Here is a 15985-nt window from a genome sequence, read left to right on the forward strand (position 1 = left end):
CGCGCACGCCACTCGGCCGCACCCGGCTACCTCCTCACTCGGGGGTGCGGCTCCCCTTCGCCCGACCCGCAGGTGCTGACCCGGCGTCCAAGCCGTCCGCACCGTCGGGGAGGCCCTCGAGGGCACGCACCCGTTCGATCATGTCCACGATGGTTCCGAGACTCTCCGAGGAGAGCCCGGACGCCCGCATGGCGATCTTGCGTACCCCGGCGTCGCGCATGGCCGCAACCACAGCGAGCTGCTCGTTGACGGCCTTCGACACCTCGTCGTCGAAGAAGTAGGCCGCCGGGACGCCGAAGAACGACGCCAGCGCTTCGAGGTGCTTCATCGTCGGGTTGTCCCGCTTGCCGTTGCGGAGCATCCAGACGTACGCAGCGCTGATGGTCGGTCCCCCAGCGTCACGGATCTCACTGGCGACCTGCTCGTAGGTGTACTCACCGCGCGAGGAGCGGACGGTTGTGAACAGGTGGTCGACCTTCTCCGCGAGGGTCCGACCGGTTCCACCGTTCGGAGCAGCGGCATCGGCAGCCACGTCGACCTCGGTGTCGGCGGCGTCCTCGGCCACGTGCTGCCCCTTCCGGCCCTGCGTCTTGACAGTCGTTCATGTGGGCATAGCATCTGGAGCGCCATCACAACTGATGTAAATAGGCGAGAGCCGGACACCAACCTGGAGCGCCGACTCGCGCCGCCGCTCCCGCATCCACACCCGCCGACGAGACGTCCGCGGACATCGATCCGTCCACACTGCCGCCTCGGCGCACACGCGTCGAGGGCGACACCTGAAGGCTAGCCGCATGGGGGTGACGCAAAGTGAGCACAGCGACCTCGCCCGCGACCACGTGGGGCGCCGCCGCCGTCCTGGGACTGGTCAGCGTCGTCGTGCTGGTCGGCGGGGCAATCAGCCTCGACGTCACCCCCGGCGGCCCGCCCGCCGGCACCCTCTCCGACACCAGAGACGCCACCCCCTTCACAGGCGCGGGCGGCGGCTGCACGATCTTCGACCCCACCGGAACCGGCGGCTGCGTCACCCCTGCGACCGCTTGGCTGCTGCAGCAGGCCGGGGCCCGCTTCGGCCAACAGCCCACCAGCTGCTGGGACGCCCACGCCTGGAACCCGACCTCGGACCACCCCAAGGGCCGTGGCTGCGACGTCACCTTCGGAACGGCGGGTCGCTTCCCGGGGGAGTCCGACAAGGCTGCGGGCTGGGTGTTCGCGATGTGGCTCGTCTCGAACGCGAAGGCGCTGCACGTCTCCTACGTCATCTGGCAGGGGCAGATCTGGTCGACCGCTCGTGCCGGCGAGGGCTGGCGCACGTACACCGGGGGTGGCGTCTACGACCCCACCAGCCCGGTCGGCGGCCACTACGACCACGTCCACGTGTCGGTGCTCCCGTGAGCGGCCGCTCGTCCGGCCACCGTCGACCACGCCGACCACCCGCACCCGCCGACCGGAGGCTGAGATGAGCACCGCCCTGCTGACCCACGAGCTGCTGGCCCTCCCCGTCGTGGTGGACGTACCGACGGCCGCCGCCGTGCTCGGGATCAGCCGCGCCTCGGCCTACGAGCACATCCGCACCGGCACCTGGCCCACGCCAGTCCTGCGCCTGGGCAAGCTCATCCGCGTGCCGAGCGGTCCCCTGCTCGACCTGGTCGGAGTCGACCGGTGAAGCACGGCTCCGTCTACCAGCGGCACTCCCGGACTTGCCCACCAGCTGTCGACGGCGAGCGACCAGCGCACCGCTGCCGCGGGTCGTGGGCCTACGCCCTGGAGCACGGCCGCGACAGCAACGGCAAGCGCCTTCAAACCACCAAGGGCGGCTTCCCGACCCGCGCAGCGGCGCAGAAGGCGCTGCAGGAGGTCGCCCACGTCCTCATGACGGACGTCCACGTGACGGGCGTGACCGTCGCCGACTACCTCTCGACCTGGCTCACCGGAAAGCACGCCCTCCGGCCGAAGACGATGGCGCTCTACGAAGACGTGATCCGCCACTACCTCGTGCCGGGCCTCGGGACTGTGCGCCTCCTCGACCTGCGCGCCCACCACCTCGACCGCTTCTACGCCGCCACGACGGTCGGCCGACGCGGCACTCCGCTGAGCCCGAGCACGATCCGCCGCATCCACGCCGTCCTGCGCTCGGCGCTCAACACCGCGGTGAAGCGCAGACTCATCCCCTACAACCCGGCCGACCACATCGAGCTCGCCCCGGAGAACCCGAAGCGCCCGCGGCCGTGGACCGCCGACCAGAGCCGTCGCTTCCTGGCCCACGTGAGCGACGACCGCCTCAGTGCGCTGTACCGGCTGCTCATCGCCACCGGCATGCGCCGCGGCGAGGCGATCGGGCTGCGGTGGGAGGACGTCGACCTCGACAGCGCGGTCCTCGTCGTCGTCCAGCAGATCACCGAGGTGCGCGGCCGCTCCGTCGTGGGCGCCCCGAAGACCCGGCGCAGCAGCCGACTCGTCAGCCTCGACAGGGCGACCGTCGCAGCACTCCGCCACCACGCGGCGCGCCAAGCCGAGGAACAACGCGTCTGGGGCGATGCCTGGGAGGGCACGGGACTCGTCTTCACCCGCGAGAACGGGTCGGCGCTACGGCCGGAGTTCGTCACCCGCCGCTTCCAGGCCCTCGCGGAGCAGGCGGGTCTGCCCGTCATCCGTCTCCACGACCTCCGCCACACGAGTGCCAGCCTCGCCCTGCGGGCCGGCGTCCCGCTCAAGGTGGTCTCCGAGCGGCTCGGTCACTCGCAGACGGCGATCACCGCGGACCTCTACACGCACGTCGAGGAGCAGGTCTCCCGCGATGCCGCACGCCGCATCGCTGGCGTCCTCGACTCCCCCGGCGCGCCACCGAGGCCGCCTGGCACGGGACCACCGGATCCTGATGCGCCCAGCAGTTCCTAGCCCGTTCCTAGCGCGGAGGCCCCGAACAGCATGACCAGCCGCAACCGACGCCTTCCACGCAGAAGGCCCCCGCCAGCCTTACGGCTGGTCAGGGGCCTCTGCGTCGCTGTCTCAACGAGCGCGCCCGGCAGGACTCGAACCTGCAACCTTCTGATCCGTAGTCAGATGCTCTATCCGTTGAGCTACGGGCGCCTGTGGTGCGGGGAAGACACTACCTGAGGCCCGCCGTTCTTGACGAACCGGTACCCCCGACGGGCTCACGTGGCCCTCGGCGGGCTCCTGGGCGAGGCTCATGACGTGCGACGACGCCCACAGTCCCCGCTGCTCGCGACCGCCTCGGCAGCCCTCGCGTCGGCGCTCCTGCTGGCCAGCTGCACCGCCGGCGCTGACGAGCCCACCCCCGCACCCTCGTCGTCGACCTCCGCCCCGGCACCCGGCGACGGCGAGGGCCTGGCGGCCGGGGCGGTCCCCGCGCAGGCGAGCACCCTCGTGGCCGGCGCCAGCGCCGACCAGCTGGCCGCCGGCGCCAGTGCCGCGCTCTTCACCAGCGCGACCCGGGCCGTGGTGGCCGGCGCCGACGACGCGCCCGCCCAGCAGCGCGCGGCCGGCGCGGCGGAGCGCCTGGGCGTCCCGGCGCTCGTCACGGGCGACGCCGGAGCGGCCGAGGTGGGGCGCCTGGGCGCCGAGGTGGTGCCCGTGGGTGAGCAGGCGCAGACCTGGACCAGCGCCGTGGGCCTCTCCCCCGCCGAGGACGCCGAGGAGCTGCTCGCGAGCGCCGACGCCCAGGGCTCCACCGGTGGGGCGGCGCAGGCCACTCCCACCGCCGTGGTCCTCAGCACCGGGACGCCCGAGGCGGCGCTCGCCGCTGCCACGGCGCAGGCCGCGGGCGCCGCCGTGGTCACCGTCCCGAGCGGTGACCCGCGCGCCGACGGCGACCTGGTCACCCGGCTCGGCGCGTCCCAGCAGGTTCCCGTGGTCGCCCTCGGAGACGCCTTCGGACCGGGCGACCGCCTCGACGCCCGCCTCCGCGCCGTCCGCACGGGCGTGCAGGTGCCGGGCCCCGACGGGCTCGGCGGACAGCTCCCCCTGGCGGGTCGGCGCCTGGTGGCCCTCTACGGCCACCCCGGCACCCCGAGCCTGGGCGTCCTCGGCGAGCAGGACGTCGAGGCGACCCTGCAGCGCGCCCAGGAGGTGGCCGCCACCTACGACGGCCTCGACGACCGCCCCTCCGCCCCCGCGCTGGAGGTCATCGCCACGGTGGCCAGCAGCAGCCCGGGTGCCGACGGCGACTACTCGACCGAGGTCCCGGTGGCCGAGCTGGCGCCCCTGGTGCGGGCGGCGCTGGACGACGGCGTGCAGGTGGTGCTCGACCTGCAGCCCGGGCGGTCGCCGTTCCTGGAGCAGGCCCGCGAGTACGAGGAGCTGCTGGCCCTGCCGGGGGTGGGCCTCGCGCTCGACCCGGAGTGGCGGCTCGCCCCCGGCCAGCAGCACCTCGCGCAGATCGGGCGGGTCAGCGCCGCCGAGGTCGATGAGACCTCGGCGTGGCTGGCCCAGCTGGTGCGCGACCGGGCGCTGCCGCAGAAGGTGTTCCTGCTGCACCAGTTCCGGACGTCGATGGTCACCGACCGCGCGTCGCTCGACACCAGCCACGACGAGCTGGCGTTCGTGGTGCACGCGGACGGTGCGGGAGCGCCGGGCGACAAGCGCGCCACGTACGCGGCGCTGACCGCGGACGCGCCGGCGGGCGTCCAGTGGGGCTGGAAGAACTTCTACGACGAGGACTCCCCGACGTCCACCCCCGCGGAGACGGTGGCGGAGCAGCCGGTGCCGGTGTTCGTCAGCTACCAGTGACGCGCTGAGGGCCCCGGTCTGGTGACCGGGGCCCTCGAGGGCGGAGGTGGCGGGATTTGAACCCGCGATGGGCTTTAACACCCAAACCCGCTTAGCAGGCGGGCGCCATAGACCGGACTAGGCGACACCTCCTCGCTGCACAGCGGCGCGGAGCCGGCTTCCGCCGGCGCAGCGCACCCGTGAGCGCGGAGCCACCCTACGCTGTCTGCGTCGCTCGCGTGCGCCGATCCCCAGGTCGACGTGTTCCACTGGCCGCCGGGAGCGGCGACGGGCCGCGCGGGTCGACCGACCTGCCACACCGCAGACGGAGGTCGACGAGCTGGACGGGACCACGGGCGCGCACGCGGCGGAGGGCCGCGAGCGCCACGACGGCGGCACCGGAGACGGGCGGGGCGGCTTCGGCCGCGCTGCCGGCTGGACGGTGCTCGGCACCGCCGTGCCCGGCAGCGGCCTGCTCAACGCCGGCCGGCGCTGGTCGGGGCTGCTGGTGCTGCTCGTCTTCCTCGCGGCGCTGGGGGCCGCTGTCGTGCTGTGGGCCTCCGGGCGCGCGGTCGAGACGGCCCTGCAGTGGGCCGTCGACCCGTCGGTGGTGCTCGGCGCCGCCGTCGCCGTCGGGGCCGTCGGCCTGGCCTGGTGCGCCGTCGTGGTCACCACGCACCTGGCGCAGCGCCGCCACCGCGGGGTGCGCGGGCACCGGCTGGCGTCCTCGCTCCTGGTGGTCGTGCTGGCGGCCCTGGTGGTGGCCCCCGCGGCCACGGGCGTGCGCTACGCCCTCGCGCAGCACTCCCTGCTGGTCAACGTCTTCGGCGGCGACGCGACCACCAACGCCGACCTCACCGCCGCGGACGACGACGAGGACCCCTGGAAGGGTGTCCCCCGGGTCAACGTGCTGCTCGTGGGAGCGGACTCGAGCCAGGGCCACATCGGCACCCGGCCCGACACGATGATGGTCGCCAGCATCAACACGAGCACCGGAGACACCGTCGTCTTCGGGCTGCCGCGCCAGCTGTCCGACGTCCCCTTCCCCGAGGGCACGGCGGCAGCGGAGCTGTGGCCGGAGGCCTGCGCGGCCAACGGCACCGGCGGCTGCTGGCTGAACGCCACCTACCTGTTCGGCGTGCAGCACCCCGAGCTGTTCCCCGGCGCCAAGGACCCGGGCCTGGCCGCCACCCGCCAGGCCGCGAGCGCCGTCGTCGACCTGCCGATCCAGTACACGGCGATGGTCAACCTCGACGGGTTCGAGGACCTCATCGACGCGATGGGCGGCATCCGCCTGACGGTCGAGCGGCGGATCCCGATCGGCGGCGGTGAGCGCCTCAGCAGCACCGGCCGGGTCGTCGGCACCTACCCGGTGACGGGGTACGTCGAGCCCGGCGTCGACCAGCTGCTCGACGGCTACCACGCGGAGTGGTACGCCCGGTCGCGCTGGCAGTCCGACAACAACGACCGCATGAACCGGCAGCGCTGCCTGGTGAACGCCGCGGTCAAGCAGTACAGCGTCTTCGACCTGGCGCGGGCCTTCCCGCAGCTGGCCGCCTCCGCCGAGCAGGACGTCAGCACCGACATCCCGGCCGGCAGGCTCAGCGCCTTCGTCGAGCTGGGGCAGAAGGTCAAGGAGGCGCCGCTGCGCACCCTGTCCTTCAACGAGCCGCTCATCAGCACGGGCTCGCCCGACTACGACCAGATCCACGCCCTCGTGCAGGCGGCCCTGGTGCCGCCCGCCCCCGCGCCGTCCTCCCCCAGCCCGAGCCCGGCGACGGCGACGCCGTCGCCGAGCCCGACCGACGAGCCGACCGGTGGGGCGACCCCGTCGCCCACGGAGTCGGTGCCGAGCGGCGAGGCCGTCGCCGCCGACAGCGTCTGCCCTTGAGGCCCCTCCACCACCGCCCGCACTACCACACGGGTCTCCCCCGGCGCGTCAGGTGCCGAAACCGGCGTGGCCGGGGATCTCCGGTGGTGTGATGGCACTCCGCCGTGCGCGTCCGAGTCGCACGGGCTCGAAGGGGTGCTGTGACCGTGACGGAACCGGGGAGCTACCCGCGTCGGCGCGACGTGCGCGACGCCCGCACCTCGCCGGGCGGGCGCCCCGCGCGCCCCGCCGCCGCTGACGCCCCCCGGGGCGCGACCGCCACCGCCGTGCGCACGCCCGCGCCCCGCCGGCCCGTCGACGGCGCCGAGGGCACCGGCACCACCCGGGGCCCGGCCGCCGGTCCGACGGAGGGCGCAGGAGACGTGAGCCTGATCCACGCCGGTGACGACCCGCGCGGCCGCCACGCCAGCGGCGCGGGCGAGGGCTTCACCCGCCTGGTGCTGCTGACCGTCCTCGGCGCAGCCGTGCCCGGCACCGGCCTCATCGCGGCAGGACGGCGCGTGTCGGGCTGGCTCGTGCTGCTGCCCGTGCTGGCCGCGGTCGGGGCGCTGCTCGCCGTCGTCGGCACCGGCCGGCTCGTGCCGCTGGCGCAGCGGGTGGTCTTCGACCCCCAGGCGATGCTCGTGGTCGCCGTCGGCGCGCTGGCGCTCGCGGCGGTGTGGGCGCTCGTCATCGTCACGAGCCACGCGAGCCTGCGCTCGGAGGTGACCCGCGGCGGCCTGACCCGCGCCCAGCGCCTGGCGTCCCTGCTGCTGGTGACCGCGCTGGTGGCCGTCGTCGCCGCGCCCTCGGCCACGGCCGCCCGCTACGCGATGGCCAACCGCTCCCTGCTGATGAACGTCTTCGGCCACGACTCCGACGGCGGGACCGGCCCCAACACCGCCGCCGCGGACCCGTGGGCGGACGTGCCCCGCGTCAACGTGCTGCTGCTGGGCGCCGACACCGGCTCCGACCGCGTGGGCACCCGCCCCGACACGATCATCGTGGCGAGCATCGACACGAAGACCGGCAGCAGCACCCTGCTGAGCCTGCCCCGCCAGCTCGAGGACGTGCCCTTCCCCGAGGGCAGCAAGGCCCAGGCCCTGTGGCCGACGGCGTGCAAGGAGGACGGCACCGGCGGCTGCATGCTCAACGCCGTCTACCTCTTCGGCAGCCTCCACCCGGACCTGTTCGGCGGCACCGCGAACGGCAACGACCCCGGCATCGAGGCCACCAAGCAGGCCGTGGCCGAGGCCACCGGGCTGCCGATCTCCTACGAGGTCAAGGTCGACCTCGAGGGCTTCCAGCAGCTGGTCGACGCGATGGGCGGCATCACCCTCAACGTGCCCCGCGACATCCCCATCGGCGGCGGCACCAACCTCGAGACCGGCGGCAAGTACAAGATCACCGGGTGGATCGAGGAGGGCCCGGACCAGAAGCTGGACGGGTACCACGCGCTGTGGTTCGCCCGCTCGCGCGAGGGCTCCGACAACGACGACCGCATGCGCCGCCAGCAGTGCGTGATCTCGGCCGCGGTGCAGCAGTACGACGTCGCCCAGCTCGCCGCGAAGTTCCCCGCCCTGGCGAGCGCTGCCGAGCAGAACATCCAGACGGACATCCCCTACGGCGAGCTCAGCGCCTTCGTGGACCTGGGCCAGCGCGTCAAGGGCGGCGACCTGCGGGCGCTGTCCTTCACCAAGGACAACATCTCCACCGGGAACCCGGACTACGCGGCGCTGCGCCAGCTCGTGGCCGACGCCATCGCCCCGGCGCCGGCCGCCACCGCGGCGGTCACCGCGACCACCTCGGTGACCCCGGCGCCCGCGCCGAGCCCCAGCGCCACGGCCAGCGCCGACCAGGCGGTCGACCCGACCACCACCTGCTGACCGCCACCGCCCGCGCGAGGCCCGCACCCCACCACGGGGTGCGGGCCTCGCGGCGTCCGGCCGCATGTTCCTGACCCGCCGGGGTACGGGTGGATCATGACCACGCAGCTGCAGGGACGGAAGATCGCCGTGCTCGCCACCGACGGCGTCGAGCAGGTCGAGCTCACCGAGCCCGTGAAGGCCGTCAAGGAGGCGGGGGCCGAGGTCGTCCTCGTGTCCCTGGAGGCCGGCACCATCCAGGCCTACGAGAACGACGTCGAGCCGAAGGACACCTTCGACGTCGACGCGGTGGTCGGCGACGTCGACCCCGCCGACTTCGACGGGCTGATCCTGCCCGGCGGCACCACCAACCCCGACGCCCTGAGGGTGGACGAGGGGGCCGTCGCCTTCGCGAAGGCGTTCGTCGACGCCGGCAAGCCCGTGGGCGTCATCTGCCACGGCCCCTGGACGCTGGTGACCGCCGGCGTCGTCCGCGGGCGCACCCTCACGTCGTGGCCGAGCCTGCGCACCGACCTGGAGAACGCCGGGGCCACCTGGGTCGACCAGGAGGTCGTGGTCGACGGCGGCATCGTCTCCAGCCGCAACCCCGACGACATCCCCGCGTTCTGCGCGGCCGTGGTCGAGCAGTTCGCCGCGGCGACCGCCCGGACGAGCGCGTGAGCACCCCCCTGGGGGGCGGCCCCGGCGCGCCGATGGGCGAGGGGCCCGACGGCGCCCGCGGCGACCGGGGAGCCGACCGCGAGCGCCCGGGCAGCGCCAGCGAGGTCCCCGACCCGGACCCGGCGACCACCCCCGGCCTGGAGCCGGGCGGCGGCGTCGCTCCCGGCGACACCCCGCCCTCGGAGGCCGGGACGTCGGGCCTGTCGGCCCCGGAGCCGAAGGTGCCTGGGCGGCGCCTGAACCTCGTGATCCCGATCGTGCTGGTGGTCCTCGTCGTGGCGGCGGCGCTGGCGTTCTTCGCGGCTCGCCTCTAGTCCGGGGGCCGCTCAGGGGAGGTCCGGCCCGGTGCGCCGGCTGCGACCTCCCCGGGCGCACCGATCTCCCCAGCGCTGTGACAGGGGCGGGCGCGGTGTGGTGGGGTTGCGGCGTGACCACGCCGTCCCTCGGGCCGCACGCCGGCCGCGGAGCGCTCCCGTTCCGCCCCTCCCCCCGGCCGACCCTCGGGGTCGAGTGGGAGGTCGCGCTGGTCGACGCCGAGACGGGTGACCTCGCCTGCCGCGCCGACGAGGTGCTGGAGCAGCTGGAGCGGCAGCCGCCCCACCCCGACGGCTACCAGCGCACCGCGCACGAGCTCCTCGCCAACACCGTCGAGATTATCTCCGGTGTCCACGAGACCGTCGGCAGCGCCATGGACGACCTGCGCACGACGCTCGACCGCGTGCGGGGCATCACCGACCCGATGGGCCTGGACCTCCTGTGCAGCGGCACCCACCCCTTCGCGCAGTGGTCGTCGCAGCAGCTCACCGAGGGCCCGCGGTACGCCGAGCTGATCGAGCGCACGCAGTACTGGGGCCGCCAGATGCTCATCTGGGGCGTGCACGTGCACGTGGGCATGTCGAGCGTGCACAAGGTGCTCCCCGTGCTCGACGCGATGCTGGTGCACGCGCCGCACCTGCAGGCCCTCTCGGCGTCGTCGCCGTTCTGGGGCGGGGTCGACACCGGCTACGCCAGCAACCGCGCGCTGATGTTCCAGCAGCTGCCCACCGCGGGGCTGCCGTTCCAGTTCGCCCGCTGGGAGGAGCTCGAGGCCTTCGTCGGCGACCAGCTGCACACCGGTGTCATCGACTCCTTCAAGGACGTCCGCTGGGACATCCGCCCCTCCCCCTCCATCGGCACGCTGGAGGTGCGCGTCTGCGACGGCGTGCCGTCGGTCGAGGAGCTGGCCGCGCTGACGGCGCTGGTGCACTGCCTGGTGGTCGACCTCGACACCCGGCTGGAGGACGGCGAGCAGCTGCCCGTCCTGCCGCCGTGGCACGTGCAGGAGAACAAGTGGCGGGCTGCCCGCTACGGGCTCGACGCCATCGTCATCACCAGCGCCGCCGGTGACGAGCGCCTGGTCACCGAGGACCTCGACGACCTGCTCACGCGCCTGGAGCCCGTGGCCCGGCGGCTCGGCTGCAGCGACGAGCTGGCGGCGGTGGCGCAGATCCCGGCGCGGGGCGCCAGCTACCAGCGCCAGCGCGAGGTGGCGGCCGCGACCGGCGGTGACCTGCGGGCCGTGGTGGCCTCGCTGGTCAGCGAGCTGCGGGAGGGCTGACCCCGGGGCCGGTCTCGGCGGCTGCCGGGTCGCTGGGCTGGCTCGGCGCCGGCACCGGACGGCGCCGCAGGCCCGCCAGCACCGACGGGGAGGGCGCCGCCGCGGAGGCGGCCTCCAGGTTCGCAGCGCGGACCGCGTGGAAGACCTCCTCGCGGTGCACCTGCACGTCACGAGGGGCGTCGACACCGACCCTGACCACGTCGCCCCGGATCTCCAGGACCCTGACGGTGACGTCGGAGCCGATCATGACGCTCTCACCGGCGCGTCGCGTGAGGACCAGCATCGGCCCAGGCTAGCCGTCCGGTACGTCCCGCACGGGGGGAAACGCCGGAACGAGCAGCAGGGACCTCGGACGCGTCAGCGCTGGCGGGCGCGCCGCTGCCAGGCGAAGACGAGGCGCCGCAGCGCGTCTCCCTGGCGGGACCCGGCAGGGCCCTCGTGCAGCTGCACGACGGCCTCGACGACGTCGGGGGAGTCCGCGAGCCGTCCGGAGCGCAGCACCGTGCCGAAGAGCTCGTGCTCGTCGACGTCGACCGCGGCGCCGGGCGAGTCCGCACCGGCCGCGCTCGCCGAGGTGCCGTCGCCCGCGACCACGTCGACGACCGTCAGGCGGACGCCGACGCCCGCGCCCTCGGGGCAGTCGTCGGCGCCGGCGCCGCGCAGGTGCACCCGCAGGCCGCCCTCGGACAGGTCCTGCAGCTCACCGGCGGCCGCACCGCGCTCGGGCAGCTCCCAGTCCAGGGCCACGCGCACCGGGAACGGGGCGCTGACCTCGGCGCGGACGTAGCTGCGGCGCTGGTCGACGGCGGTGGGGCCGCTCGGCTCCAGCCACCACAGGGGGATGCCGTCGCGCACGCGCTCCCGCAGCACCACGGGCACCACCACCAGGCCCCGGGGACCGGGCCAGCTGAGCTCGAAGGCGTCGCCGGGCTGGGGCGGCTCCAGCTCGCCCGCCAGCGCGCGGGGCACCGCGACGGCGACCGCGCCGCCGTCGTCGTCCACGTCCTCCACGCGCGTCGCGCGGGGGGCCTCGCCGGGGGCGCCGACCAGCGCCCGCGCGCCGAGGGCCGGCCAGGTGCCGTCGTGGCGGGGGCGGCGCGTCACCGCAGGTCCTGCTCGGCCAGCCGGGCGGCCAGCAGGGAGACCCACGCCTCGGGGGTGGCGTGCCGGTCGCCGACGAGCACCACGGGGGCCTGCAGGGCGAGCGCGGCGGCGGGCGCCGAGGTCACCTCGGTGTTCACCACGGCGAGGGCGTCGACGCCGCGGTCGCCGCCGACGGCGGTGAGCCAGGCGGCGCTGTCGTCGAGGCGGCGGGTGGCGTCGACCACGGCCCACACCTCGTCGGGGGCGAGCTGGTCGAGGGTGTCGGCCACGGCGGCGCGCACCGGCGGGGCAGCACCCACCGGTGCCGGCAGCACCACGACCAGCGAGCGGCGGGCGGCGCGGGCCCCGGCGACGGCGTCGTGCAGCTCCTGGCGGGAGGGGAGGCACCGCTGGGAGCCCGTGCCGCGCAGGCGGCGGCCCATGACGACGACGTCGTCGGCGTCCAGGCCCATCCCGGTGGCGAGCTGGTCGGCCACGGGCAGGGCGTCCTCGAGGTCGGCCAGCACGACGACGACGGGCTCGGCCGCCACCGCCAGGTGCGCGCGCCGCGAGGGCCGGGCCGCCGCAGCCGACGCCAGGCGCACCGACAGCTCGCGCAGCGCGGCGGAGCGCTCCAGGGGCAGCTCCCACAGCCAGGCGACGGGCACCCCGAGGGCGGCCAGGCGGTCGGGCAGGCGGTGGTCGGCGAAGTGGCCGACGGGCTGGTCCGGCGCGTGGGGGGCCTCGGGGGCGCCCAGCACGGCGCTGCGCTGCAGCGCGTAGCCCTGCGCGCTCCCCCGGGCGTCGGGCAGCGGCGCGAAGGACCTCCCCGCGCGCCGCGCCGGGAGGGGCGCGGGTGGCGGGGCCAGCAGCGACGGGTCCGCGAGGCCGGCGAGGGCGGGGTCGTGGGTGGCGGGGTCACCGAGGGCCGGCTCGCCGAGGGCGGCGCGGGGCGGAGGCAGGTGCTGCGGCTGGTAGGGCTGGGGAGCCCCACCGTCCGCCAGGAGGCCGTGGGCGAGCCCGGCGAGCAGGTCGTCGACGTCCGCCGCGGCGGCCTCCGGCGACGGCGACGGCGGGGCGCTCCACGCCACCGGCTGGGGCAGCGGCAGCTGGAGCTCGGGGGCCGCGTCGAGGGGCTCGAAGGCGTCGTCGAGGTCAGGGGCCCACGAGGCCGACGACGCCGGGGCGGACGGCGCCGCCAGCGGCAGCTCGAACGCGTGGTCGTAGCCGTCGTCGTCGTAGGCGTGGGCCGCCGGGGCCGCCGGGGCCGCGGGCTCGTGGTGCGGCTCCAGCGCCTGCTCGGCCTGCGCGGCCTGGGCCGCCTGCGCGGCCCAGGCCGCGGCCAGGCGCTCGGCGAGGTCCGAGGGCGGCGCCGGCTGGCGCGAGGGGGCGGGGACGGGGGCGTCGACCCAGGGGTCGTCCGCGTCGTCGGTGAGGTCGACCACCGCCGGGCGGGCGGCGCGAGCCGGGAGCGCTGCCGGCGGTGCGGTCGTCACGGGGGTGGTCGTGGCGGTCGTGGCCAGCGCGGCCGCGCGGCCGAAGATCGCGTCGAACTCGGCGTGCCGGTCCGCACCGGGGGCTCCCGCGCCGCGGGGGGCGCGGTCGGCGTCCTCCCGCTCGGCGGCGGCGAGGAGCGCCTCGATCCCGGTCGGTGCCGGAGCGGCCGGCGGTGCGGCCGGGGCGGCGGCGGGGCCGCGGGGCGCCGCGGTGCGGGCCGCGGGTCCGGCCGCCGCGCGAGCCGTGGGCGGCGCCGGCGTCGCGGCGACGGCGGTGTCGGGGACCTCGACGGTCACCTCGAACTGCTCGCGGGCGAAGAAGCCCGCGACACCGCCGACGCGGACGCGCTCGGCCTTGACGATCGTCACGTCCGGGCCGTGCTCGGCCCAGACCTTCTCGAGGAGCGGCTCGATGGCAGGGCCCTCAAGCAGCAACCGCTTCGGCGCCACTCACCACTCCCACCGTCTCGACGACCAACCCGGGGCCCGACACCTCGGAGTAGGACAGGACCGCGACGCCCGGGGTGGTCAGCGACACGACGCGGCGCAGCGGAGCCCGCAGCGCCGGGGCGCACACCAGGACGGGAGACCACCCGGCGTCCTCGACAGCACGGACCTTACGGCTCACCTCGTCCACGACGCGCTCGACACGCGCAGGGTCCATCGCGAGCTGCGGCCCGGACTCCGTCGGGCGCAGGGTCTCGACGAACTGGTGCTCCAGCAGCGGGTCGAGGGTGAGCACGCGCAGGACGCCGTCCTGGGCGTGGGGCGAGGCCACCGCCGGGCCGAGCGCCGCGCGGGCGGCCTCGACGAGGTCGGTGTGGCTGGCGCCGCCCTTCGCCCGCAGCGACAGGCCCTCGTAGATGCGGCCGAGGTCGCGGACGGCGACGCCCTCCTCCAGCAGCGACTGCAGCACGCGCTGCACCTCGCCCAGCGAGAGCAGGTTGGGCACCAGCTCGTCGACGACGGCGGCGTCGGTGCTCTTCAGCGACGTCGTCAGGGTCTTGACGTCCTCGCGGGAGATCAGGCGCGGGGCGTTCTTGCGGACGATCTCGGCGAGGTGGGTGACGAGCACGGAGGCGCGGTCGACCACGGTGGCGCCGGTGAGCTCGGCCTGGTGGCGCATCTCCGCCGGGACCCACTTGCCCTGGAGGCCGAAGACGGGCTCCACCGTGACGGCGCCGGGCAGGGCGTCGAGGTCGTCACCGAGGGCGAGCACCTTGCCGGGGGGCGCCTGGCCTACGCCGACCTCCACCCCGGAGATGCGGACGGCGTACGTCGACATCGGCAGGTCGAGGGAGTCGCGGGTGCGCACCGGGGGCAGGACGATGCCGAGCTCCAGGGCGATCTTGCGGCGCAGCGCGCGGACCCTGTCGAGCAGGTCGCCGCCGGAGGCGGTGTCGACCATGTCCACCAGGTCGGGGGCCAGCACGATCTCGAGCGGGTCGACCCGCATCTGCTGCATGAGCTGCTCGGGGGTCTCGGCCGTCGCGGGGTCGACGACGGCGCCGTCGAGGTCCGCGGCGTCGGCCTCCTCGACCTCGGGCTTGATGCGCTGGGCCAGGAGCAGCAGGCCGCCACCGACCACGAGGAAGGGCAGCTTGGGCAGACCCGGGATGACGGCGAGGGTGAGCGCGCCACCGCCGGCGATGCGCAGCGCGGTCTTGTTGCGGAGCAGCTGGGCGGCGGCGTCGGTGCCCAGGTCGGACGTCGAGGTCGCCCGGGTCACGATGAGGCCGGTGGCGATGGACATGAGCAGCGCCGGGACCTGGGTGACCAGGCCGTCACCCACGCTCAGGGTCGAGTACTTCTGCAGGGCCTCGGAGGCGCTGAGGCCGTCCTGCAGCATGCCGATGGCGAAGCCGCCGACCAGGTTGATGATGACGATGATGATGCCGGCGATCGCGTCGCCCTTGACGAACTTCGCACCACCGTCCATGGCTCCGTAGAAGTCGGCCTCGGCGGTGACGTCGGCGCGGCGGGTGCGCGCGGTGTCCTCGTCGATGAGGCCGGCGGCCAGGTCGGCGTCGATCGCCATCTGCTTGCCGGGCATCGCCTCGAGGGTGAACCGGGCCCCGACCTCGGCGACGCGCTCGGCGCCCTTGGTGATGACCATGAACTGGATGACCACGAGGATCGTGAAGATCACGAGCCCGATGACGAGCGACCCGCCGACCACGAACGTGCCGAAGCCGTGGATCACGTCACCGGCGTGGCCGTCGCGCAGGATCAGGCGGGTGCTGGCCACGTTGAGGCCCAGGCGGAACAGCGTCGCCACGAGCAGCACGCTCGGGAAGATGGCGAAGTCCAGCGGCCGCTTCACGTACATCGCCGTCATCAGCACCAGCAGCCCGATCGCGATGTTCAGCGCGATGAGGAAGTCGAGCAGCAGCGGGGGCAGCGGCACGACCAGCAGCAGGATGATGCCGATGACGCCCAGCGGGAGGGCGAGGGTGCTCAGCCGGCGGAGGTCCACGGGTGCTGCATCGGCAGACCGCGCCCCCGCCTTGAGCCGATCGGGTGACCCCCGTCCGGCCCAGCGGCGAGGCTGGCCGGCGCGTCGGACACCGCCGGACGCCCACCTGCCACCTCGTCGCAGATCTTGGCGATCGGTGGGTCGGCAGGGCCTCTGCGACCCACCGATCGCCAAGATCCGCAGGTGACG

General features: G+C 75.0%; 14 protein-coding genes and 2 tRNA genes. 9 read left to right on the forward strand and 7 right to left on the reverse strand.

Going from position 1 to position 15985, the window contains the following annotated elements; all coding sequences use genetic code 11:
- Nucleotides 1-34: 34 nt before the first annotated feature.
- Complete coding sequence (locus tag F1641_RS15840) at nt 35-532, reverse strand: helix-turn-helix domain-containing protein (RefSeq protein ID WP_194907587.1); 498 nt, start codon at nt 530-532, stop codon at nt 35-37.
- A 278-nt stretch (nt 533-810) separates the two neighbouring features.
- Here F1641_RS15840 and F1641_RS15845 point away from each other — a divergent pair, with 278 nt between their 5' ends.
- The 3 genes from F1641_RS15845 to F1641_RS15855 all read left to right on the forward strand — a co-directional run bounded on the left by F1641_RS15845 (nt 811) and on the right by F1641_RS15855 (nt 2898).
- Entirely contained in the window at nt 811-1395 is a 585-nt protein-coding gene (locus F1641_RS15845; RefSeq protein ID WP_194907205.1) for a hypothetical protein, read from the forward strand.
- 64 nt (nt 1396-1459) lie between these two features.
- On the forward strand, nt 1460-1666 hold the full coding sequence (locus tag F1641_RS15850; protein ID WP_194907207.1) for an AlpA family transcriptional regulator: 207 nt from the start codon (nt 1460-1462) through the stop codon (nt 1664-1666).
- Nucleotides 1663-2898, forward strand: coding sequence for a tyrosine-type recombinase/integrase (locus F1641_RS15855; protein WP_194907209.1), 1236 nt, complete (start codon nt 1663-1665; stop codon nt 2896-2898). Before F1641_RS15850 ends, F1641_RS15855 begins: the two co-directional genes overlap by 4 nt.
- A gap of 119 nt (nt 2899-3017) precedes the next feature.
- Here F1641_RS15855 and F1641_RS15860 read toward each other — a convergent pair.
- Nucleotides 3018-3090, reverse strand: a tRNA-Arg gene (locus tag F1641_RS15860).
- Nucleotides 3091-3195: 105 nt separating this feature from the next.
- Between F1641_RS15860 and F1641_RS15865 the strand changes: the two genes are divergently transcribed.
- Nucleotides 3196-4749 (forward strand): hypothetical protein, encoded by a 1554-nt coding sequence (locus F1641_RS15865; protein WP_194907211.1) that lies wholly within the window; start codon nt 3196-3198, stop codon nt 4747-4749.
- A gap of 41 nt (nt 4750-4790) precedes the next feature.
- Here F1641_RS15865 and F1641_RS15870 read toward each other — a convergent pair.
- Nucleotides 4791-4881 (reverse strand) — tRNA-Ser (locus F1641_RS15870).
- Between the two features lie 289 nt (nt 4882-5170).
- On the opposite strand from F1641_RS15870, the gene F1641_RS23430 reads away from it, so the two are divergent.
- From F1641_RS23430 to F1641_RS15895, 5 genes are all read left to right on the forward strand, one after another.
- Nucleotides 5171-6619, forward strand: coding sequence for an LCP family protein (locus F1641_RS23430; protein ID WP_194907213.1), 1449 nt, complete (start codon nt 5171-5173; stop codon nt 6617-6619).
- Nucleotides 6620-6759: 140 nt separating this feature from the next.
- Nucleotides 6760-8484: an LCP family protein gene (locus tag F1641_RS23435; protein WP_194907216.1), complete on the forward strand. Its 1725-nt coding sequence runs from the start codon at nt 6760-6762 to the stop codon at nt 8482-8484.
- A 96-nt stretch (nt 8485-8580) separates the two neighbouring features.
- On the forward strand, nt 8581-9144 hold the full coding sequence (locus tag F1641_RS15885; RefSeq protein WP_194907218.1) for a type 1 glutamine amidotransferase domain-containing protein: 564 nt from the start codon (nt 8581-8583) through the stop codon (nt 9142-9144).
- Nucleotides 9141-9458 carry a DUF6480 family protein gene (locus F1641_RS15890; protein WP_194907656.1) on the forward strand — a complete coding sequence of 106 codons (318 nt, stop codon included), beginning with the start codon at nt 9141-9143 and terminating at the stop codon, nt 9456-9458. The genes F1641_RS15885 and F1641_RS15890 overlap by 4 nt, the downstream gene beginning before the upstream one ends.
- 113 nt (nt 9459-9571) lie before the next feature.
- Nucleotides 9572-10741 carry a glutamate--cysteine ligase gene (locus F1641_RS15895; RefSeq protein ID WP_194907220.1) on the forward strand — a complete coding sequence of 390 codons (1170 nt, stop codon included), beginning with the start codon at nt 9572-9574 and terminating at the stop codon, nt 10739-10741.
- On the opposite strand, the gene csrA is transcribed toward F1641_RS15895, so the two are convergent.
- The 4 genes from csrA to F1641_RS15915 all read right to left on the reverse strand — a co-directional run bounded on the left by csrA (nt 10719) and on the right by F1641_RS15915 (nt 15796).
- Nucleotides 10719-11024 (reverse strand): carbon storage regulator CsrA, encoded by a 306-nt coding sequence (gene csrA / locus F1641_RS15900; protein ID WP_194907221.1) that lies wholly within the window; start codon nt 11022-11024, stop codon nt 10719-10721. The genes F1641_RS15895 and csrA overlap by 23 nt on opposite strands.
- 74 nt (nt 11025-11098) lie before the next feature.
- Nucleotides 11099-11845: a PilZ domain-containing protein gene (locus tag F1641_RS15905; RefSeq protein ID WP_194907222.1), complete on the reverse strand. Its 747-nt coding sequence runs from the start codon at nt 11843-11845 to the stop codon at nt 11099-11101.
- Nucleotides 11842-13689 carry a hypothetical protein gene (locus F1641_RS15910; protein WP_194907223.1) on the reverse strand — a complete coding sequence of 616 codons (1848 nt, stop codon included), beginning with the start codon at nt 13687-13689 and terminating at the stop codon, nt 11842-11844. The genes F1641_RS15905 and F1641_RS15910 overlap by 4 nt, the downstream gene beginning before the upstream one ends.
- A gap of 55 nt (nt 13690-13744) precedes the next feature.
- Nucleotides 13745-15796, reverse strand: a complete 2052-nt coding sequence (locus F1641_RS15915) for a flagellar biosynthesis protein FlhA (RefSeq protein WP_194907224.1) — start codon at nt 15794-15796, stop codon at nt 13745-13747.
- Between the last annotated feature and the right edge of the window lie 189 nt (nt 15797-15985).

The sequence above is a fragment of the Quadrisphaera sp. INWT6 genome (assembly GCF_015390235.1).
Taxonomy (GTDB): Bacteria; Actinomycetota; Actinomycetes; order Actinomycetales; family Quadrisphaeraceae; genus Quadrisphaera.

Excerpts from the sequence above, each read along its gene's own strand:
- F1641_RS15850 (WP_194907207.1), top strand. The coding sequence starts at position 1,460 with ATGAGCACCGCCCTGCTGACCCACGAGCTGCTGGCCCTCCCCGTCGTG.
- F1641_RS15885 (WP_194907218.1), top strand. The coding sequence starts at position 8,581 with ATGACCACGCAGCTGCAGGGACGGAAGATCGCCGTGCTCGCCACCGAC.
- csrA (WP_194907221.1), bottom strand. The coding sequence starts at position 11,024 with ATGCTGGTCCTCACGCGACGCGCCGGTGAGAGCGTCATGATCGGCTCC.